Raw genomic sequence first — 23249 nt, forward strand, 5'->3', positions numbered from 1 at the left:
TTACAGACTACTCTGTGTTATCAATTAAATAATTTTCTATAATAAATAATGCTTGGTACAGATAACCCTTTAGATTGTCTTTATTTATTCCTCGGATAAAATGAAGAAATCATTGAATAGTTTGCCTTCAATTTTATATTCTGGAATCATAAGTTTATCTGAAATTTTTTGTAAGATATTCATCATCATCTCCTGATTTTACTTTAAATATATACTATTTATTAATATATCGATAAATAGTTGTTCTCGAAACACCCCAAGACTCCGCAATATTCTTTATTGGTGTTCCACTATCTACAAGTGTTTTAAGTAGCTCTATATCTTTCTTAGAGAATTTCTCAGGTCGACCACCTAATCTTCCTCTAGCACGTGCTGCAGCTCTCCCCGCAGCCGAGCGTTCAAGAATAAGGTTACGTTCAAACTCCGCAAATGCTGCAAATAAATGAAACATAAGCTGTCCAGTAGAACTTGATTTGTCCATCGTGATATTTTCTTGCAAACTATGGAAACTTACTCCTTTATCGTTTAGTGAGTTGACTATGCTGATTAAATCCTCCATATTTCTTCCCAATCGATCCAATCGCCAAACGACAATTGTGTCTCCGGGCCGAGAAAATTCTATTGCTAATTTTAACCCTGGTCTATCTTTTTTACTTCCAGACATGTGATCAGTAAATATTTTCTCACAGTCATATTTTCCAAGACTGTCTTTTTGTAAATCTAAATTTTGTAGTCCAGTTGAAACTCGTGCATATCCAATATTCAAATTTCTGTACCTCCGTTAGTTTAATTGTACCATAACTTAAAACAATATATATAAATGGACATAGATTAAATTATGGGTTAATGAACACAAAATATAAAAGATATTGACGAAAATTGTAGAAAATAAAAAGTGTCCAGAAAATGAGTCATTTTCTGAACACATCATTCTAACAAAAAAACATACACATAATAACTTGCATATGTTTTTTCTTAGTACTTATTCCATTCATATTAACGAATGGAATAATATTTGGATAGCTCCATTTAAATTTTATGAACTTTATCTTGAGCTATTTTTTGCGTCTTATTTGCTCAATAACCCATACAAAGGGAATAAACCCTAAGAATGTGAATGAAAAGTGTAGAAATAAGATTATTATAGGACTAATAGGGAAATTAGTTATGAGCATATATAAGGTGTATGTTATTCCTGATATAGCTACAATAAGACTGGCAATTACAATAATAAGGGTTCCTATATTTTTTTTCATAGTGCGTTAAAGCTCCGAGCAATAGAAGATGATGCGTTAGCATAGTTTATAATTAAAAGTGCAAGTGCAGTAGCTCCACCAGGACCTAAGCCTCCTCCTAATACACCTGTAATAGCATCGACTACTATATCTACAACTGGTATAAATTGAGCCACTATTAGTCCTGCCATGGCAATTGCCATTCCAATACCATATCCTGCAAATCCATTTCTTGAAGCTATCATTGTATCAACGCCATCTTGAAAATTCTTCATTGTTTGAGTGTAGGTTCTAGGTTTTTTCTAGATTTCTTCTAGCTAGAACCTTTCCCAGAGTGGAGACTAGTTTTTCTTCAAAGTTTATTCTCATCATAAAGTTTTTTTGATATATATAAAATAATTGAGCTAAATGCTAACCACATAAAATGTTTTAAAGATAGATTGAAAATGAAGAAGAACAAAAGGAAGATAGAACCAATAAGTGAATAGACTATTAATAATAAGCTACCGTAGCTAAAAATCCTCCTAACTACTTCTACTCCATTTAGTCTAGAGCCATATTTTTTATTTTTATTATCTTCAAAGACATATATAATTAAAGGTATAGCCATAAGTAACACTTGTATTAATATAATCATTGTAATACCTTCCAATATTAATAAAGACTTCTAAGAGAATCATATTGAGACCTTGTAGAGTGTACAGTATTAACATACTTTAAAATTAGTGTCGCAGCAGCAAAGGGTGACATCCCAACAGCAGTTATTCCCAATTTTTGAAGGAAAGACATGATAACAGCAGCTTCTGGGAATGTGATTGCTATTGCTATTGAAGCTGCTAAGGTAGCAATACTAATTGCTCCTACAGTTAGGAGTGTATCTCCGATACCTAAGAGGTCATCTACATCTTTTGCAAAATCTGCACCATTTCCATAGGATACAGTTTTCTTACCTCTGTTATGATGAACTTCCATATAATTTTTGTTATAATCTCTAGAAATAGCATATCCAAAGATGTCCCCAAACCCTGGTGCATATACATTTTTAATTGCACCCATCTGTGACACTTTTTTTCTGAAAATATCTTGCTTATTACTGAAGTATTGAAGATTACTTGTAAATGCACCAGGGCTTGCTAAATCTAAAGATAGTTCTGTATTCTCTTTCAAAGCCATTGGATTTGGTGTGCTGGCAACTTTCTTATCCGCAATTTTTGGATCAATGCTTTGAACTGAACTAGAAGCAGGAGACGTTTTTCTCCAATTATGCCATGTACGAGTCCATTTGTATTTTACACCACCAAGGTTAAAGGTTTTAGCATTGGCAGATAAGTAAAAAGTTGAATTCCACCAAGGATTCCAAACGACATAGTATGGTGTTTGTGTTCCTGAAGTTGGAGTCACATAACCTACAATTGCTACTTCGTGTCCCAGATTCTCACCAATTCCTGGTTTATCTGTTGAATCAATATCATAACCATCCATAGAGACGATTCCACCAGCATCAATTTCCTTCTTAACTTCCGCAAAGCTTAACGTCCGTTCTTCAATTGTTGCCGTTGTTTGATAGTTTTTTTCTAAATTTTTCAAAGCCTCTTGAACTGTTTTACCGCTCATTTTTGAAAGATCAGAGTCAGACGTACCTGGATAACTTAATTGCATAAGTTTTTTGGCAGTGGTGATTGCTCCTTTATCAGCTGTATGATTAAGTGGCGCTTTACCAATAGTATTAACTGCACTTGCTTGAACATAACTTGTACACCAAGGCTCTTGACCTTGAGTTTCCCTAACATGGAAATTAGAATTATCTTTATAGCTTGCAGTTGTATTGAGTTTGATATTTGAGTTTGTAGGCGGAGTAGTTATAGATGAAGTAGGTGGTGTTGTAATACCTGAATCATTTGGGGAACCTTTTAAGCGGATGTTGTAAAGTGTCATCTCTTCATTGTAGGTAGTTTTTTCGACAGGCCATGTTCCCTTCACGCGTTGAACGTTCGTATATTGGAATTTTTTAGCTAACTCTTGTTGTTTCTTCAAACCTGCAGCTGTAAGTGGTGTATTGTAATAAGGTGACAGAGTATCTTCTGCTTTAACAGAAGACCAATAAGGGCGATAACCATTAGCGCTATCATTCAGATAACCAGTTCCTAAAGTAGCAGTATTTTGTTCCTTATTTTTAGCATCTTGAGCTTTAAATAGTGTCAAGTAGAGGCGACCTTTATCATTGATGGCTTTTGTTAGAGCCATCGGTGCACGTCCTTTATAAACATCAAAGTCAAAGCCTAAGTATTTATACCAGTCAATAATTTGTTGAGAAGTCACAAAAGTTGTAGGTGCAATTTTAAGGAAACTTTCCAAATCTTTTACTGTCTTTTGATGTTGTGCATCTTCATAGAGGTTAATCAAAGACACAGCCGCAAGTTTTGTTTTATGCTCTTTTGCAGATGCAGGATACTTATTTAAGAGTTTTGTAATCGCTGGATCTGTAAAGTCCACTTAAGATTGTGTTCCTGCTTTGGTTAATTTAGAAGCAAAAACACCTTTTGCTTTATCTCCTTTAATGGATTGTGCATTTTCCCATGATGGATCCCGTTTAATTCCTGTTATTGTAGAAACCCATTTATATTGAGCAGCAGCCTGGTTTGGGTCAGTTGAGTTTTGAAGTTCAGGAAACTTGATTTCTTGAGCTTCTTGACCATCGTTGACAATTGCTTCTCCAAAGTTTATTGTTTTAATAAAAGAAGCGTGCAATTTACCTTCAGCAGTTCCTGTTTCAACATCATCGTGAGCATAGAGTACACCGGCATAGTTTTTCCAAAGCCAGCTGTCCGCATTTGCATTATCAAAAACTGTAATGATTGGTTCAGATTTATCCAAACGTGCTTTTATTTCAGTAGTTGTAAGAGGACGATCAATAATACTTGCAGTATATCCTTTAGTATGAAGCCACTCAACGGCCTGTTTAGGTGTGATTGTTGCCCCTCTAAGTTGTTCTGCAGTATATTTGGGATAGAAATATTTTAGCACATCACTGGCATTTAATACTTCAATAAAGTTCCCATTTGGACCAGCAGGATCGTGAGAGACGACTGCTGCAACAGTTTGTGCCAAAATTTGTGAAGGCGTTGCTTCTGGATTCAGAAGATCTTGTTTAGAAAGTTCATTAATCTGCTTGATATTTACAGATATACCATCCTGAGACGTATTGTTCTGTGTAACTGAAAAAGCAAGAGCATTAGGAACTGTAGCAGTCGCAAGAAGAATTGCAGTAGAAGCAATAATTCCAAGCTTCATAGGTAAATGTTTAATTTTCAAAATACTCCCTGCCTTAATCTAACTTACTTAAAACGGAGATTAATTCACCATTAAAAACGACTTGATAAATGCCTACTTTATCACTATTTGTTTCATCCATCAATTCTTTGACTGTTTCATCTGTAGCTTTTACATAGCTAAGTGTACCATTAGCATCCGGTTGTTCCAAGTAAAAATCTTGTTTAACGGCTTCTTCTGCAAACTCTTCTTGTTCCTTTTCATCTTGATTCAACACTGGATTTTCTTTAGTTTGAGAAGCCGCAGGAGTTTCACTTGTTTCTTTTGAGATATTTGGAGTTTCAAGATCTTCAGATGAACTCATTTCAGTATCTGTAGATTCTTGTATCTTTTTCTCTACTTCTGAGTTGGTTACACTCGAAGAAAGTTCTGGGGAAGATACCTCTTGTTGAGTTTGTGCATTGAAGTAAGTGAGCCGTAAGTAACTGTTCCTGCACCGATTACACCAAGGGTGAGGAAGCTCGTAAGTAGTAATTTTTTGTTCATAACATCTCCTTAAAATCTATTAAGTTTATTTTAAGCTGACGTTTTCACAAAATCAAAAATTTAATTAAACAAACTATTTAATTTTAGACTAATTTATTTATATGTAGAAAAAGTTTTAATATCATGCACAAGAGTTTCAAGAAAATATGTATGTAGCGCATAAACAAGGATTAAAGTTTCATTGTTATTGGTGAATTTTTGATATAAAAAAATGTTCAGAAAATGGAGGTTTTCTGAACAGTATACTTTTTTTTGATTTTGATTTAAAATAGAAGTATCGGATTAAACTATGAATAATAACCTAGGAGATGATATTGGGTAAAATAGTTAAAATAAATAACAAGATTAGTAAAGAAAAAATTATAAATAAAGAAATTAATATTCTCCAAAATAAAATATTTGTTTTTCATGATGAAAGCACTGTACAAGCTGCAGCATTAATTACAGAAAAAAAAGATAAATATAGAAAAAAGATAAAACAAAGAAAATTTTGTGTTTCTGTTCGCCCAATAGATGCTTATATAAGAAAAACTAATATAGTTGTTGAAAAATTTAAAAACCGTTATGATCGCAGTCATCTTATACCCAATTGCTATATAGATAATGATAAGCCTGAGGTGCTCATTTTATGGGATGCTGATAGTAACCAAAATCGTGTAATTAACTCAATTAGAAGATTCGAATTAAGGGTAGAAAAGAAAATAGAAAAAAATGAATTAGAATTTCCTTTTTATTGGTTTACCACAATTAACCGAGTCGATAATAACAAAGCCCAGTGGAAATCTTATATTTTCAAGGAAGAGGCAGGAACAATACAAGAAATAATTATTGATGAAGAACCAAAAACATCTGATGTCTCTTATGTTTGGGATGAATTTTTAAATTCCCAGTGGTTGAATTAGCAACGACATAATATGATATAATTTAAGTAAAGAAAAAGAACTTGCTGCAAACAAGTCCAATGTAGCCAAGTAAAAGTCAGTGGCACTAAAAAGTTCAGGAACCGTTAACTAGCAAAAGTGTACTGACCCCAAAAGATACAAATCGATAAAAGTTTCTCTAAAGGAAATATTGCAAATACTATCTAAAGTACTTGAGAAATAATGTGAGTATGTTATAATAAGAGTAAAGAAAAAAGAGCTTGCTACTAACAAGCTCCATAGAGACCGTTTAAGACGGTTGACTAAATTCATCTAAAAAATAGACCCTACTTAGCCAAAAGTATTAGCGGGTCTATTTTTTTATGTTCTTTACAATCACAATAATGAGATTGAGCAACATAACAATGAAGCTTGCAAATGCAATCACCAAGGTTAAGCTGTCTGAAACACTCAAAAATCTAGCCTTTCTAGTTTGATAGGGAAACACCTATACTCATAGGCATCACCCCTCTTTCTATACTTAGCCATCCGCTATAAACTTTCTCTGTTTTAGATTATACCAAAAATATAAGCTGCAAGCCATCAAGACTTGCAGTTTTTCTATACTTCAGGGGAAATAAAAAAGCAAATAACCGAGTATATGAGTTGACGACGTTAACTCATATTTTTAAAATATCATCAAACCCACCATCCGTTAATAATAATAGTTTTATTAATTCGTTATGAGTTATTTTTGTGATCTCGATACATTCTATTGCAATTCTATGCGTTTCAAACCATAAGAGTGCCTGCTTACTAGAAGCACAATTTTTTCGCCAATATATTTTAAGACTAATAGTACTCTCCCTTGGGCTTTGGTTAAAAAAAAGCACTCCAAAGAGTGCCTTACAATTAAGCTTTATTAATATTTGTAGCTTGTGGTCCACGTTGACCTTCGCCCATATCAAATGTAACTTTTTCGCCTTCTTCAAGTTTTTTGAAGCCGTTACTTTGGATTTCTGAGAAATGTGCGAACACATCTGCTCCATCTTCAGCTGTAATGAAGCCAAATCCTTTAGCATCATTAAACCATTTTACTGTTCCTTTTGTCATAGTATATATATTTCCTTTCAACTAGATTGTAAATCATTATGGTTAAAGAAAACATTTAAAATATATAACTTTGACTAAACTTACTTAGTACATAGTATCATGCTTATTTGTTTTTGTCAAATTGACATAAAAAATCTTCGTTCATGAATTAAATGCCAACAGTCAGAAACTCAACTGACTTTTGAAGAAATCCACATACGAAGAATCGGTCTTATATGTCAAGGAGACACAAGTCAACTATAGCATAATTGATAGTAAATACATAATATAAAATAAAAAGCTCCAACGCAAGTAGAAAGCTTTTTATTTTAAAAAGAAAACACTCACTTCCCACGGGGATTGTAAATAGTTTGTATGGTGAGTGTTTCATACCTGACGGTAATTCAAGTATAACAAAATAGTTGATTAACACCTAATCATATAGAATAAACTTCTATCCGATGTTTTTACTGCCATTTCCGTTGTAATGTATGAAATATTTTATCAATAACGGTCCAAAATAGTTTTTTAGATAATTCTATGTAATGGTTAAAGAAATTTTTGAGGATTTTTAAATTAAAATCTCTTAAAGAAATTTTATATTCGTCAATATAATTTATAAATAAACCCAAAATTATCAACATTATAACTACTACAATATATACCATTGTTCTTTTTAATATCTTTTTATTTCTTAACTTCAGATAAAAAACTCTCCATTTTGGATCGTGTTTTCTTTTTCGATAAAACTCATAATCATATGGTGGCATCTTTACCCCTGTATTGTTTGATAGTTAAAGTATATCATATTCCCCCCTAAAAAAAACAGATACTAAAAAAATCTGATTATTCATTTTATATTTGCTTAGAGGAAAAAATAAATTATAGGTTAAGAAAAAACAATAATGAAAAGAGTTCTTTTCTTATTTATTCTATTCATTTTCACAGATATTATTAAAAATACTTTATTATTTTTAAACATAAAAGCCTCTTGATATACATCTATACATAACAAGAGTCTAAGACAGACACAAAACAGTAATTAAAGCTTCTCTCAATTGTTAGTGGTTGTGTAGCTGTCCGACACATAAATAAAGCATAATAGTTTGACTATACGAATTTCACAAAAAGACACCCAATATGCGAAGGTGTCTTTTCTGATGAATAGCCTAGTTATAATTTCTCGTCATAACTAGAGTCCGTATTTGAGGTCAAAACTTCGTGGCAGTGAAGTAACGCCTACGAACACTCTTACTATAACACTAATAGTCTCATTAACCTAATGATACAAAAAAGCACCATCAAATGAGGTACTTATGAAAAAGATTCGACTCATTTATTCTATTTTCAATAACTTAAATTAAACTAAAAACTACACTGGCAAGGTGTAGTTTCATGATATATATTTATTAACATTTTTTTATTTCTGCCAATAGTATTATATCAAAATATAAATATATTTTGAAAATCTTAGTCACTTATACAAATTCAAAAAAGTAGTCACAAACACAATTAAAACCTCAAAATTTCTCTTAAATAATGGTATAATACCAAGCAATAAGGAGATAAAAATGAAAAAACAAGAACTTATCAACTTGGTGTTAAAAATAACGAACTCCTATGAAGACTATCCCTTTAACAATAATAATCGTGAAAAAATACTTTGGACAACCATTAGACAAAAATCTAATAAAAAAATTATAGCTTTAATCTTTGAAAAAGATAACGAACTATTAATTGATTTAAAGCTGAGTCCAGAACACGGTGAGGAGGCTAGACAAATAGCAGGAGTATTTCCGGGATACCATATGAATAAAACCCATTGGAATACCATAAATGTGAACAATACTGATCTTACCTATGATGGTCTCATTCAAATGATTAATAAAAGTAATGATCTAACAAAATAAAAAAATCCTGACGAAGCAGAATTTTATTCTAATTGCGGGAGCAGGATTTGAACCTACGACCTTCGGGTTATGAGCCCGACGAGCTACCTAGCTGCTCCATCCCGCGTTAATAAAACAGAAGAAATTTAAATCACTTATTTAAATCACGCTATAACCTAACAAGCTAGATCTTCCGTAGATGTATCCAATTGACTCACTCATTGTAACACACTTTTCTCTCATTCCCTAATTTATACTTCTTGACTACAAAAAAATCACTCTTAGAGTGACTTTTTTAATTATGCTTTATTGATGTTTGTTGCTTGTGGTCCACGTTGACCTTCGCCCATATCAAATGTAACTTTTTCACCTTCTTCAAGTTTTTTGAAGCCGTTACTTTGAATTTCTGAGAAATGTGCAAACACATCTACTCCATCTTCAGCTGTAATGAAGCCAAATCCTTTGGCATCATTAAACCATTTTACTGTTCCTTTTGTCATAGTATATATTTCCTTTCAACTAGATTGTAAATCATTATGGTTAAAGAAAACATTTAAAAATATATAACTTTGACTAAACTTACTTAGTACATAGTATCACGCTTATTCATTTTTGTCAAATTGACATAAAAAATCTTCGTTCATGAACTAAATGCCAATAGTCAGAAACTCACTGACTTTTAAAATATAATATATAAACAATAAAAATTTCTAATATACTAAAATTATTATGTACCCATGTATATTAAAATATTTGTATAATGCCTAATCATACAGAAAAGAGACATCCGATATGTGAGAGATGCCTCTTTCTGATAAATAATCCAGTTATAGATTACACTCTATAGCTAGATATTTTATAAGTCGTAGGAAAGTACAAATTTTTGACATAAGCATCGACCTACAACGAACTTAGTATAACACTAATATCTCCGATAACATAATGATATAAAAAAGTGAGACTTAACTTTATACACACATAATAAAAATCCGTTAAATAACGGTTCTTTATTTTATACCTTTATCAATTTTTATTCTGCCCACTTTTTGCCCACCGAATTTGCTTAAGAAATTTTGTTAATTCTATTCATTTTTTGGTTTAATTCTTTAGACATATTAGGTGTGACATGAGTATATATATTATTGGTAATAGTGGATGTTGCGTGACCAACTCTTTGCATCACCACTTTTTGGTTTATTCCCATTTCTGCTAATAATGAAATATGAGAGTGGCGCATACAATGGCAAGAGAATTGCTTATCTCACCTAGTTTCTTTTCCATAATATTTAAAAGATAGAAAGTTATTTATCGAGTTTATGACTATAAAGTTCCTACTTTTATATCTTCAACTTTTATATCTCTGCCTTTTCTTTTGGAAAAAGTGCAGAATAAAAAACATACTTATTATATCATTTTTATCTGTATTTTTCCTCGTCTTTTATTTTTAAAAATTCATCAAATACTGGTACCGATACAGGCCCACCTATTCTAAAATAATTTCCTTATATGAAGCATTTGACTTTTTTATTTCATAAATTTTGTTTCCAACGGTAGAAACCTTTATCGAATAAAAGTTTGAAATACCTTCTGCTTCAATATTTCTGTTTTACTCATTCCTAATACTAAAAGTATTAAGAATCCATCGATACTATAAACTACCATCAAAAAAACTGCCGGTTTAATACCAACAGTTGTAAAGAAATTTATCGAGTAGCTAGCCAGGCACTGAGCGCTTCCACTGCAGGCATTATAGCTGCTTCTTTTGGAGACATCTTTTCGTGATGTAAGGGATAATCTGATTGAACACCGAGCCAGAGCATCACACCAGGTACTTTATCTAATAAGTATCCAAAGTCCTCCCCTGTCATCAAGGGGGAAATTTCTGAAAAATTAACTGTTGGCTTTTCTTTCAGAAAAGACATCAGTTGGTCTGCAAGATTTTTATTATTAATAACAGGGAGATAACCTCCTTGTTTTAGTATAATTTCCGCTTGGCAGTCAAAGGATTGCGCAATACCTTCAGCGATTTGTGTGATACGTTTTTGTGTCAGTTCGTTCATTTCCTTCGTCAAGGTACGAATTGTTCCGTGAACTTCCGCTTCTTTGGCAATCACGTTATTAGTCATTCCAGCACGCATCTTTCCAAAAGTCACAACAGCATTTTCCATTGGCCCAACATTTCGCGAGATAATTGTCTGCACTTGCGTTACAAAATGACTCACAGCAACTACCATATCATTACTATTCTGGGGGAACGCTGCGTGGCCTCCTTTTCCAGTAAACTTAATACTAACCTCGCAAGTTCCTGCAAATAAAGTGTGATTATTCGTTGCTAGTTGTCCGGCAGGTAGTTCTGGATGAACATGAAGTGCATAAAACTCATCCGGTAACCAATCCTCAAAAACGTTTGCCTCATATAAAAGTTTTGCGCCTGAGAGATTTTCTTCAGCGGGCTGAAAAAGAAAAAGACGGTCATTTTTACTTGGCGTTTCAATAGCAATTTTTAATAAACCAAGTGCTACAGCCATGTGTATATCATGTCCACAAGCGTGCATTCTTCCTTGGTGCTTTGAACTGCATTCTAAATTTGTTTCTTCATTAACTGGAAGCCCGTCCATATCTGCACGCCAGCCTATAATTTTGTCTGAGTCAAATCCTGTTATTTTGACTAGAACGGCTGTCTTCCAAGTTCGAATTTTGACATGCTTAACTGTTTGTATCATTTGCTGTATTTTATCTAATAGATAAGCCTGTGTTTCAAATTCTGCCATACCAAGCTCAGGAATTTCATGCAATTCCCGACGTATTTGAAGCAATTCTTCATTTGTAAAAGGCACTCTACACCTCCTTATTAAGTCCTTTAGGTTGTCAATTCTTCATATAAGGCGACTAAAGCCCTTTGATAATGCTTATTGGCAACACCGATAATGATATTGATTCCACGCGGGCTTTGTGTAATAAGCTCAATATCAATATCTTCTTTAGCAAGTGCTGTAAAAATTTTGTTCGTAACTTTTGCTGAGCGTATAATTTCTTCACCTACAACTGTCAAAAGCGAAATATTTTCTTTGACTGTGACATCATCTGCTTTCAAATCTTTTTTTAGGCGGTCCAGTAAATCAAGCAAAATCTCTTCTACTTCAACCATTTCGACGATAACTCCGATTTGATTGATACCTGTAGGGAGATGTTCAATATTCAAATGATAATCATCAAAAATTTTCAAAGTACGTTGTAAAAAACCAACCTCTGTTGCCATTTGATTTTTGACAATATTAATCGAAACATAGTTTTTTCTGCCTGAAATTCCTGAAACTTGTGTCGTATGCGTACGGTGTTCTGCCAAAATCAAAGTGCCTTCTGCGTCTGGAGCATTCGTATTTTTAATATGCAAAGGAATATTGAGTTCACGAATCGGATAAATCGTCTCAGCATGCAGCACACTTGCCCCCATATAAGACAATTCACTCAACTCTTCATAAGTCAATTCACTGATCGTTGCTGGATTGTTAATAATACGCGGATCTGCCATCATTACACCTGATACATCTGTCCAGTTTTCATATTTATCAGCACCTAAACAGCTTGCCAGAATTGCGCCTGAAATATCTGAACCACCACGACTCAAAAGTTTGATTTTTCCATTTTGGAAAGCACCGTAAAATCCTGGGAGAACAATTCTCTCAATTCCAGAGAATTGTTCCTGCAACAAACGTTTTGACATTTCCAAATTGATACGACCGTTACCTGAAAAGGAAATTACTTCAGCCGCATCAATAAATTGATAGCCCAGATATTCCGCCATTAGATGCGCTGTAAAATACTCGCCACGACTCACCAGATAATCCTCTGTAAATTGACCCGAATCCAGCTCACATTTAAGTTTCTCTAAATGTGATAAGATGTCGTATTTAAGCTGCAATTCTTCTTTGACTGCAACAAATCGAGTGACTAAATTATCCCAAAGTGCTTGGTAAGAAACACCGTGTTTCACATGAGCCGCAATGAGATAGAGCAAGTCGGTAACCTTATCATCAGATGGATTTTTACGTCCAATCGCTGAAACAACGACAATTTTTTTCGTTTCATCTTGGCTGACAATATTTTTTACTTTTTGAAATTGGCTTTCTGTAGATAAGGATGAACCGCCAAATTTTGCAATAGTTAATGTCAAATTAAATTCTCCTGGATCATATGTTCCGCAATTTGAATTGCATTTAATGCTGCGCCTTTACGGATATTATCAGCTACGCAGTAAAAGAGTAAACTGTTTGCTTGCGCCAAATCTTCACGAATACGTCCAACATAAACATTATCATTACCATTTGCGATTGTTGAAACTGGATATTCATGATTTTTAGGGTTATCGATAAGAGTTATACCTTCTTGGTTTGAAAAAACCTCACGAACTTCGCTAAGCGTGAAAGGCTGATCCAATATTACCTGGATACTCACACCGTGACTGTTTATTACTGGAACACGTACACAAGTTGCTGAAACAGCCAACTCTGGCTTATGTAAGATTTTACGTGTTTCATTGACCATTTTCATCTCTTCTTTGGTATATCCATTTTCAAAGAAAACATCAATTTCAGGAAGGGCTGTTTCAGAGATATTATATGGATAAAATTCTGGTGCTTTGCCTTGACGTGTCCGAAGTAAATCGTCACGACCTCTCTGTCCGCTTCCACTTACTGCTTGGAAAGTTGTATAGTTCACTTGTAAAATACCAAAGGCTTTCTCCAAAGCATAAAGCGGTAAAACAGATTGAATCGTTGAACAGTTTGGATTAGCAATGATTTTATTCATTTGCGTATCTTGGATGTTAATTTCTGGAACTATCAGGCCAATTTCAGGATTTTCACGCCAAACTGATGAGTTATCAATGACAACCAACCCTTTTTCTCGTGCAATTGGGGCAAATTGTTCAGAAGTATCTCCGCCAGCACTAAAAAGGGCAATATCATAACCGTTAAATGAATCAGCCGTTAATTCTTCAACTACGTATTCTTGACCCGCAAAAGACAAAACTGAACCTGCTGAACGACTTGAGGCTAATAATTTCAAATTTTTAATTGGGAAATTTCTTTGTTCTAAAATATCGAGAAAAGTACGACCAACAAGTCCAGTTGCACCCACAACACATATATTATATTTTTTCATTTTTATCCTTTCTTCTTTGGATATAAGATACTCGAAGATAAAGTTTGTACACTCTAAAGTTAAATAACTTTGGCGTTATTTGGAGTGCATGGACGATATACTCCATTTATTAATAGCGTACGAAGCATCATGTATGTTGATAAATAGTCTATCCTTATGGCAATTTTACAAATTTCTCAACGCTTCTTCCAGTGCAGTTTTTTGCTGCGTTTGGGCATCAATTTTCTTGATAATACGGGCTGGCACACCAGCAACAACTACATTTTCAGGAACATCTTGTGTCACAATAGCACCGGCCGCAACAACTGAACCTGAACCGACTTGTACACCTTCAATAACTACTGCATTTGCACCCACAAGTACATTATCCCCAATACGCACAGGCACAGATGAAGCTGGTTCAATAACTCCAGCAAGTACTGCGCCTGCACCAATATGGGAATTTTTACCAACTGTTGCACGTCCTCCTAGAACAGCACCCATATCAATCATTGTACCAGCCCCAATTTCAGCACCTATATTAATAATTGCTCCCATCATGATTACTGCATGATCACCAATTACGACATGTTCACGGATAATTGCGCCTGGCTCGATACGTCCATTGACATCGCGAATATCAAGCAAGGGTACAGCTGAATTGCGGCTATCAAGCTCCACAATATAATCTTTATTTTCAGTCATGTCAGCCAAAAGCGGTTGAATCAAACTCCAATCCCCAAACAAAGTATTGCTGATTTTGATGATTTCTTTTGATATTTGACCTGTCAATTGACCTTCAAAAGTTACTTTAACTGTTGTTTTTTTCTCAGCATTTCCAATATATTGAATAATTTCTTGAGCCGAAATTTTTTGTACTTCCATAAATCTCCTTCTTGTGAGTAATCCTATAAAAACTAAGTTTTTTAAGGAATATCCAAAATTTATTTTATTGTTTCTCTTCTATAAAAATAGGACTTAATTCACTCCGTCTTTTCCAAAAAGAACTTCCTCCATTGAATACATCCCACTTTCTTGATGAATAAGCCAATTCATCCCTGTGATCGCCCCTTTTACAAAAATCATTTTCGAAAGAGCTTCATGCTTAATCGTAAGAAGTTCGTCCCTTCCTGCAAATATTACTTCATGTTCACCAACGATTGTCCCCCCTCGAACAGCATGTACTCCAATCTCTTTCTTCTCACGTGGCTTTATACCTGAACGTCCATGAACAACTTTATAGTCCAATGTTTCATTGATACTGTCAAGCAACATCTTTGCCGTACCAGATGGTGCATCTATTTTTTTATTATGATGTTTTTCAATGATTTCAATATCAAAACTGTCCGATAAAATATAGGTCATTTCTTTGACTAAACGATTCATCAAGATAACTCCAATACTAAAATTGCCACTAAATAATACAGGCATTTTTTCAGAAAGGTGATCAATTGTTACCTTTTGTATGTCGTCAAAGCCTGTTGTGGCAATAACTGTGGCTGTTGGATGCTTTTCTAGATATTTAGCAAGATTATTGAGATTCTCAGGGTGTGAAAAATCAATGATCACATCGAATTTTTCTTCTGGAATATCCTTTGTTAAGGATACGACTGTTAATTCATGCTCTTTTTCTAGCTCTGCCGCAAGCAGCCCGCCCATTGTACCTGTTCCAATTTGTAAAACTTTCATTATAAAATCTCCAATTCTTTAAGAAGTTGAATTTTTGCCGTTTCGGATGGCTCGTCAAGTGGCAACCGAACAGAACCGACATTATAACCGAGTTGATTCATCACAAATTTGACCGGAATTGGATTTGCTTCTATAAATAAGCTGTCAATCAAGTTCAAATATTTTTGTTGCAGACTCAAAGAATGAGCTGGGTTGGTCGCAAAAGTTTCGATTAACTCCTTAACTACATCTGGCATGAAGTTAGCCCAAACACTGATTACACCCGAAGCGCCTAAACTCAGGCATGGGACTATCATATCGTCATTACCACTATATAATGCAAAATTATTAGAAAGATAGCGGCTAATTTTTTCCACATAGGCAATATCGCCTGATGCTTCTTTTAAGCCTGTAATATTCGGGTGTTTCGCCAATACTTCTACGGCTTCAACAGAAAGATTCACTCCTGTTCTACCTGGTGCATTGTACATGATAATCGGAATATCGACAGACTCCGCAATCTTAGTGAAATGCTTTAACATCCCTGTTTCATTAGTTTTATTATAATAAGGGGTAATCACAAGCAAACTATCCGCACCTAACTTTTCAAATGCTTGAGCAAATTCCACTGCTTGTGCTGTGTTATTACTTCCTGCTCCAACATTGATATGAACACGTCCAGCAACCTGTTTAACTACAAACTCAACGATTGCTTTTTTCTCCTCAAAACTAATCGTCGGTGCTTCTCCTGTTGTGCCTAAAATAGAAATAGCCGCACTTCCATGGCTAATCTGAAATTCAATCAGCTCAGCTAATTTCTCAAAATTTATAGAATTATCATCATTAAAGGGCGTGATGAGCGCCACAATTGAACCTTTAAGCATTATTTTCTCCTGTAGATTTATTTCAGAAACCTTTGACGAGTGTTGCAATAGAAGAAAAGGAAACTACTCATCGTATAATTTTCTTTCTCTTGAAAAACATCTCCTCTTCGCCTTGTTCTTATTCCACTCCTTTAATTTGTATCCAAATATTATTTATGATTTTATCAGTGGTTAGAAGTAAAAGCTGTTACAAGCATTCACCAGCTAATTCTCGGTTAGATTTCAAACTCAAAGTCATCCAATGTTGCAAAATAGTCTTCAGGTCGCTCTGCCCGTCGAATCATACGTGTGCTCCCATCTTTCTGAAGCAATAATTCGGCACTTCGTAATTTTGCATTATACTGATATCCCATCGAAAAACCATGCGCACCTGTGTCATGAATGACTAATAGGTCTCCCTCATCAATCACAGGAAGTTCGCGCTGCCTGGCAAATTTATCATTGTTTTCACATAATGAACCTGTCACGTCAACAATTTCTTTCACTTTATCTTCCTCCTTTCCTATAACAGTAATATGATGATAAGCATCATAAAATGCTGGTCTCATCAGATTAACTGCGCTCGCATCCACACCAATATACGTCCGATAGGTTTGCTTTCTATGCAAGACACGTGTGACCAGTAAGCCATGAGGCGCCAACATAAAGCGTCCCAGTTCCGTATAAATTTTGACTTCTCCTAGGCCATTGGCAGTTAGAACTTCATCATAAACACGATGTACTCCTTCGCCAATGACAGCAATATCGTTAGGAGCTTCATCCGGACGATAATTAACGCCGATACCACCAGAAAGATTTATAAAATCAAGAGAAACGCCTGTTTTTTCACGAATTTCAAGTGCTAATTCAAATAATTGCTGTGCTAATTTTGGATAATATTCATTTGTCACAGTATTTGAAGCCAAAAAGCTATGCATTCCAAATTTCTTCACACCCAACTTTTGCAAATCTCTAATTCCCTGAATTAGTTGGGCTTTTGTCATTCCAAATTTTGATTCTTCAGGATTATCCATAATTTTGGTACCCATTGTAAAAACTCCACCAGGGTTATAGCGTAAGCTCATTGTTTCGGGAAATTCAAATCCTGCCAATGTGGATAAAAATTCAATATGGTTGTATGCATCAATATTAATCGTAGCCCCTAGCTTTTTGGCTAATAAAAATTCTTCAGCTGGAGTGTCATTTGATGAAAACATAATTTCAGACTTATCAAAACCACATTTATTTGCCAGTATAAGTTCAACATAGCTCGCGCAATCAGCTCCACAGCCTTCTTCTTGCAAAATTTTCAAAATTGCAGGCGTTGGTGTAGCTTTCACCGCAAAGAATTCTTTGAAACCTTTATTCCAAGAAAATGCTGTGTTTAGCGCCCTTGCTTTTTCACGAATTCCGTGCTCGTCATATAAATGAAATGGTGTCGGAAATTCTGCAGTAATTTTATCTAATTGATCTTTAGTAATAAATGGTACTTTCATTTCATGCTCCTGTGGACTTGCTATGCAAATCTTTATCTGAAGATTTCGGTAGTTTCAATGCTATGGAGGCTTGTCAAAAATTGCAACTGAAAGAAGGAAGATTTTACTTTTAGTCTACCAAATGATATTTTTTCCCATCTCAATCTTTAACTCTGTCTCCAGTGCCCTTCGACCACTGATATAATGAGTTTCGATGTAAGAAGCAGAGTTTTTCTTATTCGTTGACTCGCTAAAACATTATTCTATCGTTGTCGCGCTTCAACCTACAAACTCACATCGTATAAAAACAAAAGGCACTTGTAAGTACAAGCGCCTTTTATGTCGTCATGAAAATAGAGTTAAAAAAGAATTCTATATTATTCGGTTCGATCACTTAGCGCCAGACTTATTCAAGTCCGAGTGGTATAGGTGTTTCCTATACCCCCACGCTAGCCAGATGCCTCTGTTGCTAACGTTCGGCAATGATTACCTTTCGTACACGGTCGTCGGATGCCTCCTCTCGTGTAGTACTCATTTGCATTGCTACCTCTAATTTATTTTTCACAATTATAATATTTTCAGTATTGTTTGTCAATTGAAAACTTTTCAAATTTTTGGTATTGACTTATTTTTTTCTTTAAAACTGCTTTAAATCAAGGTTTACAAGGTGTATTTTTTCTCTGAACTTCTGAACCTCCAAAATATTTTGCAACATTGTTTTGTGAATTTTTAAAATAAAATGCTATAATACAAATTTAAAACGACGAATATACGGAGTTTTTGCTTGAAGCCAACTTTAACTATTGACCTGCGGAGGTGCTATGTATGGATTTATCAAATAAATTTAACACTAATCTTGGAAAAATTGAAATTTCTAAAATTCGTGAATTTGATCAGGAAATCTCCAAAATACCGAATGTTTTGAAATTAACACTTGGTGAACCAGATTTTCCGACACCTGAACATATCAAAAAAGCTGCAATTGATGCGATTGATGCCGATGAAAGTCATTATACTGGCATGCGTGGCCTGATTGAACTCCGTCATGCAGCCAGTCAATTTGTAGCTGAAAAATACAATTTGCATTACGATGCTGAAACAGAAATTTTGACCACAGTTGGTGTCACAGAGGCGATTGCTACTTGTCTCCTTTCAATTATTGAACCTGGCGATAAAGTTCTAATCCCAGCACCTGCTTACCCAGGTTATGCGCCTGTAGTAAGCTTAGCTGGCGGTCAATTGGTCGAGATTGATACCACAACTGATAAATTTGTCTTAACTCCTGAAAAACTTGAACAAGTATTGAACGAAACCGAGAATATCAAGGCTATCATCCTTAATTATCCTTCAAATCCAACGGGCATAACTTACACTCATGCCCAACTTAAAACACTTGCTGAAATCATCAAAAAACATGAAATTTTTGTCCTTTCTGACGAAGTTTATTCTGAAATTAACTATAGCCAACATGTACATACTTCTATTTCGACCTTTTTACGTGATCAAACTTTTGTACTTAATGGCCTTTCAAAATCACATGCGATGACGGGTTGGCGAATGGGGCTGATTTTTGCAGAAAAATACTTGATTGATCAGCTTGTAAAAACACACCAATATCTGGTTACTTCTGCCTCAACACAATCGCAATGGGCAGCAGTTGAAGCTCTGAGTAAAGGAAAAAATGATGCTGAGCTAATGAAAGTCGAATACCTCAAACGGCGGAATTACATTATTGAGAAAATGACTGAACTTGGCTTTGAAATTATCAAGCCAGACGGGGCTTTCTATATTTTTGCCAAAATTCCAGCAGAATATAACAGCAATTCTTTTGAATTTTTATATGATTTTGCAAAGAAAAAACATGTAGCATTCATTCCAGGATCAGCCTTTGGTCAATATGGTGAAGGTTATGTCCGTTTGTCCTATGCAGCTTCAATGGAAGTGATTGAGATTGCTATGGAGAGATTGAAAGAATATCTTTCGGAATAACTTACTATTATGCTTGTGCTATACTCAGAGTTTATCTTTGCTTTAATGTAAATCTTCTCAAAAAAGACGAGAAAAATCTCGTCTTTTTTGTTATGTATTCATTCTTGTTATTAATTAACGAAAATAGGTTTGGCTTGTAAAAAAGAGATTGTTTTAATGTGTAAATCCATATACTTTATTTTTAGGATTATTATGGTATTTAAGATGTGCCTTATTCAAAAATTCAATAGCTTCTTGCATATCTTGCACGTAATTGTATGCCATATTCATTCCAAAATCCGCTCGAATTACTATCCGTTGTATAATATTATCCTCTAAGTTTTTTGGTAAAGGATAGGCTGGCACTTGCCATCCTTTCATTAATAAACGATCGGCTAAGTCGTATAAATCCCAGTCACAATTTCTGTCTTCTCTTAATTTATAGCATACAATTGGAAGTTGTGAACCATCATTTACAATTTCAAATAAACCTGTTTTTTCAATTGATTTTGCTAAATACATCGCTACTTTATGCGTTCTTTCATGTATAGCTTTGTATCCATCAAAACCATAGCGTACAAAATTATAATATTGTCCTATCAGCTGAGCCGCGCTATGAGAAAAGTTAATAGCCATGGTTGGTAATTCTCCTCCAAGATAGCTTACTTTAAAAATTAACTCCTCTGGTAAATATTTCTTATCACGCCATAATACCCAACCTACTCCAGGATAAACGAGACCGTACTTATGACCTGATGTATTGATGGAAATGACATTTTTTAATCGAAAATCCCACTTAAGATGTGGTTCAACAAATGGTGCATAAAGTCCACCTGAAGCAGCATCTACATGTATGTACACTTTATAATCTGTACGTTTGTTGTGTTCTTCAACTAACTTATCAAGAGCCTTGATATCGTCATATCTTCCTGTATACGTAATCCCCATAATCCCCACAATACCAATAGTATATTCATCAACATAATCCATAACCTTGTCTAGATTAATTGACATGTGGTTTTTGTCCATCGGTACTTCACGCATTTCAATATCCCAATATACACAGAATTTTTCCCAACAAACTTGATACCCAGAAGAAATAACGAGATTTGGTTTTTTAGCATTAATGTCCAAGCCTAACTTTTCTGCTCGTTTACGCCAAGAGAATTTCATTGCCATTCCTCCCAACATACAAGCTTCTGAAGAACCAATTGTTGATGTTCCCATAAACTGTTCGTTTTCACTTGCATTCCAAAGGTCAGCAATCATATTTACACAACGGTTTTCGATTTCGGTTGTTCTTGGATATTCTGATTTATCTATTGCATTTTTCTCAAGAGTTTGACTCATTAGTTTTACTGCTTCAGGTTCCATGTATGTTTGACAAAAAGTGGCTAAGTTCAACCGCGCATTCCCCTCATCTAGCATCTCATCTTGAACTAATTGGTAAGCTACCCGAGGTTCGATCGATTTTCTCCCTAATTTATATTTGGGCAAATCAACTTGCTCACTTTCGGAGCCAAATATTGGTTCTAAAAATTCTGCCTCATCACGATTTTCTTTTCCATATAACATATTTACATCCTCCAATTTTCTTTAATGTTTTAATATATGTTCTTCATTCTTTACAATATGATGCTCCCCTCGAGCTGCCGGATAAACGGCTGGATTCACTTCTCCTGCTTTGAAGTGAATTGGTTCTTCAAGAGATCCATGACTCTTTTTATCATGTAGTTCATAAATAACAAATGGTAAGATTACTGTAACAGCAAAGCTTATAAGTAATATCATTTGATAAGTTCGTGTCTCACTTTGAGCAATTGATTCCGGTGGGACAAAAGAAATTAATAAAGCAAACAGAGATAATAATAACCCTACTCCTGCAATAATTGATTTGCCTATCATTTTTCCTGGAACATTATATGTTCGTTTTAAATTCTTTTTCTTGTAGATTAAGACGAAATAGCCTAAGAAAAATAGTAGATAACCAACCAAATAGATAACTACAGTCAAAGAAATTGCTACCAAGAAGGACAAGTTATTGCCGCCACCACCAAAGGTTAAAATCGCTCCCCAAAGAGTCACGATGACACCTTGAATCATAACTAAAGGCACGGGAACATCATGGGTATTCGTTTTTCGTAAAAATTTTGGAAGTAATCCACGTTGCGCTGCTGCAAACATTCCTCGAGAAGGCCCAACTACCCATGAGCTTACTTCTCCCATTACTCCAAACGCAATCATTATTGCAATTATTTTGACCAACCAACTTAAGTGGTTATTAAAATGTAAGATCAGCGTTTGAAAAGTCTGAATCACACCAGCGCTTAAAGATAACTCTTTTTGAGGTATTACTGCAGCCACTGTAAAGCCCCCAAGGGCATCTAAAGAAATAGCTAATATTACTAATAAAACCATTGCTAAAGGATAATTTCTTTTTGGATTTTCTAACTCATTGATATGAGAAGCTGAAGCTTCAACTCCCATATAAGCTAAAATAAACGAAACAAAAACTACCAATGTTGAAAGCTGTGAAAAGTCTGGAATAAAAGCTGCCTTATTGATGGGGATTTCTATAGGATTTCCTCCTACAAAATAAGCTACTGCTAATACAAATAAGATAATGGATGGAATTACAATCCCGATTATAAATCCCGCTTTTACTAATTTTGCAGTGCGCTGAGTCCCACCTAATTGTGAAAAAGTCAGTCCCCAAAAAATGACCAGCAAGCCTATAAATTTAATGAGTGGATCTGAGTTTAAAGCTTCAAAATTTAATACGTATGAAAGTGCTCCTAAGATAAAGTATATCATTGTTACAAATCCAACTGTAATTTGAAACCATTGGAAAAAAATTGCCGCAAATCCAAAACGCTCTCCTAAAGTTTGGCTCACCCAGCTGAAAATGCCTCCATTTTTCCACCCTTCAACTGTGGACATTTCTGCAGCACATAGGGCAACTGGTAAAAACCATAGTATTCCGCCTAGTAGTAAAAAGAAAACTAAGTGCAATTTAGAAGTGGCAAAGGTCGGATACTCATATACGGTCAAAACCATTGAAGCAGTTAAAGCAAAGAATCCGAATAATGTTAATTTTTTTTGATTCATCATACCTCCTTAAAATATGTGGCAACAATTTTCAAAATAATTGTTGCCCAAATCTAGTTTTCATCTCCTTTCTATATCAAGTATATTCTCTTAAAAATAAAAAAACTCTCTGTATCTGTTGCTTTAAAGCAAC

Annotated in this window: 22 protein-coding genes, 1 tRNA gene and 1 riboswitch; of the genes, 3 read left to right on the top strand and 20 right to left on the bottom strand. The window is 34.5% G+C overall.

Translation table 11 applies throughout. The features are described 5' to 3' along the window. Window positions 1–214: 214 nt before the first annotated feature. The 6 genes from J0J35_RS06340 to J0J35_RS11745 all read right to left on the bottom strand — a co-directional run bounded on the left by J0J35_RS06340 (window position 215) and on the right by J0J35_RS11745 (window position 5051). Complete coding sequence (locus tag J0J35_RS06340; RefSeq protein WP_206916231.1) at window positions 215–766, bottom strand: recombinase family protein; 552 nt, start codon at window positions 764–766, stop codon at window positions 215–217. 486 nt (window positions 767–1252) lie between these two features. After that, a complete protein-coding gene (locus J0J35_RS06345; protein WP_206887810.1) occupies window positions 1253–1480 on the bottom strand; it encodes a hypothetical protein in 228 nt (75 codons plus the stop codon). A gap of 409 nt (window positions 1481–1889) precedes the next feature. Then, window positions 1890–3728 (bottom strand): C47 family peptidase, encoded by a 1839-nt coding sequence (locus tag J0J35_RS06350; protein ID WP_206916233.1) that lies wholly within the window; start codon window positions 3726–3728, stop codon window positions 1890–1892. Beyond that, complete coding sequence (locus J0J35_RS06355; protein WP_206916235.1) at window positions 3729–4547, bottom strand: hypothetical protein; 819 nt, start codon at window positions 4545–4547, stop codon at window positions 3729–3731. A gap of 13 nt (window positions 4548–4560) precedes the next feature. Next, the gene (locus J0J35_RS06360) at window positions 4561–4869 is read right to left on the bottom strand and encodes a hypothetical protein (protein ID WP_206887820.1); all 309 of its coding nucleotides are present in this window, start codon (window positions 4867–4869) and stop codon (window positions 4561–4563) included. Between the two features lie 47 nt (window positions 4870–4916). Further along, entirely contained in the window at window positions 4917–5051 is a 135-nt protein-coding gene (locus tag J0J35_RS11745) for a hypothetical protein (protein ID WP_255538626.1), read from the bottom strand. Window positions 5052–5365: 314 nt separating this feature from the next. On the opposite strand from J0J35_RS11745, the gene J0J35_RS06365 reads away from it, so the two are divergent. Next, window positions 5366–5953 (top strand): hypothetical protein, encoded by a 588-nt coding sequence (locus J0J35_RS06365; protein WP_206916236.1) that lies wholly within the window; start codon window positions 5366–5368, stop codon window positions 5951–5953. A gap of 331 nt (window positions 5954–6284) precedes the next feature. Here the strand turns inward: J0J35_RS06365 and J0J35_RS11805 are convergent, their stop codons facing one another. Beyond that, window positions 6285–6419: a putative holin-like toxin gene (locus J0J35_RS11805; protein ID WP_370569279.1), complete on the bottom strand. Its 135-nt coding sequence runs from the start codon at window positions 6417–6419 to the stop codon at window positions 6285–6287. Between the two features lie 404 nt (window positions 6420–6823). Then, entirely contained in the window at window positions 6824–7024 is a 201-nt protein-coding gene (locus tag J0J35_RS06375) for a cold-shock protein (RefSeq protein WP_014025159.1), read from the bottom strand. Window positions 7025–8574: 1550 nt separating this feature from the next. Here J0J35_RS06375 and J0J35_RS06380 point away from each other — a divergent pair. Then, window positions 8575–8913, top strand: coding sequence for an MmcQ/YjbR family DNA-binding protein (locus tag J0J35_RS06380; protein ID WP_017368468.1), 339 nt, complete (start codon window positions 8575–8577; stop codon window positions 8911–8913). Between the two features lie 32 nt (window positions 8914–8945). Here J0J35_RS06380 and J0J35_RS06385 read toward each other — a convergent pair. From J0J35_RS06385 to J0J35_RS06430, 10 genes are all read right to left on the bottom strand, one after another. After that, a tRNA-Met gene (locus J0J35_RS06385) sits at window positions 8946–9019 on the bottom strand. Window positions 9020–9191: 172 nt separating this feature from the next. Then, entirely contained in the window at window positions 9192–9392 is a 201-nt protein-coding gene (locus J0J35_RS06390) for a cold-shock protein (RefSeq protein WP_014025161.1), read from the bottom strand. A gap of 563 nt (window positions 9393–9955) precedes the next feature. Continuing rightward, window positions 9956–10129 carry a tyrosine-type recombinase/integrase gene (locus tag J0J35_RS11665; RefSeq protein ID WP_370569280.1) on the bottom strand — a complete coding sequence of 58 codons (174 nt, stop codon included), beginning with the start codon at window positions 10127–10129 and terminating at the stop codon, window positions 9956–9958. A 466-nt stretch (window positions 10130–10595) separates the two neighbouring features. After that, window positions 10596–11729 (bottom strand): N-acetyldiaminopimelate deacetylase, encoded by a 1134-nt coding sequence (locus tag J0J35_RS06400; RefSeq protein ID WP_117517736.1) that lies wholly within the window; start codon window positions 11727–11729, stop codon window positions 10596–10598. A gap of 23 nt (window positions 11730–11752) precedes the next feature. Continuing rightward, window positions 11753–13066 carry an aspartate kinase gene (locus tag J0J35_RS06405; protein ID WP_003134269.1) on the bottom strand — a complete coding sequence of 438 codons (1314 nt, stop codon included), beginning with the start codon at window positions 13064–13066 and terminating at the stop codon, window positions 11753–11755. Continuing rightward, window positions 13063–14055: an aspartate-semialdehyde dehydrogenase gene (locus J0J35_RS06410; protein ID WP_206916240.1), complete on the bottom strand. Its 993-nt coding sequence runs from the start codon at window positions 14053–14055 to the stop codon at window positions 13063–13065. The genes J0J35_RS06405 and J0J35_RS06410 overlap by 4 nt, the downstream gene beginning before the upstream one ends. A gap of 165 nt (window positions 14056–14220) precedes the next feature. Then, window positions 14221–14919, bottom strand: coding sequence for a 2,3,4,5-tetrahydropyridine-2,6-dicarboxylate N-acetyltransferase (dapD, locus tag J0J35_RS06415; protein WP_003134267.1), 699 nt, complete (start codon window positions 14917–14919; stop codon window positions 14221–14223). Window positions 14920–15012: 93 nt separating this feature from the next. After that, a complete protein-coding gene (gene dapB, locus J0J35_RS06420; protein WP_003134265.1) occupies window positions 15013–15723 on the bottom strand; it encodes a 4-hydroxy-tetrahydrodipicolinate reductase in 711 nt (236 codons plus the stop codon). Next, on the bottom strand, window positions 15723–16586 hold the full coding sequence (gene dapA, locus J0J35_RS06425; RefSeq protein ID WP_206916242.1) for a 4-hydroxy-tetrahydrodipicolinate synthase: 864 nt from the start codon (window positions 16584–16586) through the stop codon (window positions 15723–15725). Before dapA ends, dapB begins: the two co-directional genes overlap by 1 nt. A 215-nt stretch (window positions 16587–16801) precedes the next feature. Beyond that, the gene (locus J0J35_RS06430; RefSeq protein ID WP_206916244.1) at window positions 16802–18061 is read right to left on the bottom strand and encodes a diaminopimelate decarboxylase; all 1260 of its coding nucleotides are present in this window, start codon (window positions 18059–18061) and stop codon (window positions 16802–16804) included. 366 nt (window positions 18062–18427) lie between these two features. Then, window positions 18428–18600, bottom strand: a riboswitch (Lysine riboswitch). 265 nt (window positions 18601–18865) lie between these two features. On the opposite strand from J0J35_RS06430, the gene J0J35_RS06440 reads away from it, so the two are divergent. Further along, window positions 18866–20029: a pyridoxal phosphate-dependent aminotransferase gene (locus tag J0J35_RS06440; protein ID WP_206916247.1), complete on the top strand. Its 1164-nt coding sequence runs from the start codon at window positions 18866–18868 to the stop codon at window positions 20027–20029. A gap of 153 nt (window positions 20030–20182) precedes the next feature. Here J0J35_RS06440 and J0J35_RS06445 read toward each other — a convergent pair whose 3' ends face one another. Then, window positions 20183–21583 carry a glutamate decarboxylase gene (locus J0J35_RS06445; RefSeq protein ID WP_019292826.1) on the bottom strand — a complete coding sequence of 467 codons (1401 nt, stop codon included), beginning with the start codon at window positions 21581–21583 and terminating at the stop codon, window positions 20183–20185. Between the two features lie 21 nt (window positions 21584–21604). Continuing rightward, window positions 21605–23116 carry a glutamate:gamma-aminobutyrate antiporter gene (gadC, locus tag J0J35_RS06450; protein ID WP_017370980.1) on the bottom strand — a complete coding sequence of 504 codons (1512 nt, stop codon included), beginning with the start codon at window positions 23114–23116 and terminating at the stop codon, window positions 21605–21607. Window positions 23117–23249: the final 133 nt, after the last annotated feature.

The sequence above is a fragment of the Lactococcus sp. LG606 genome (assembly GCF_017309645.1).
Classification (GTDB): Bacteria; Bacillota; Bacilli; order Lactobacillales; family Streptococcaceae; genus Lactococcus; species Lactococcus petauri.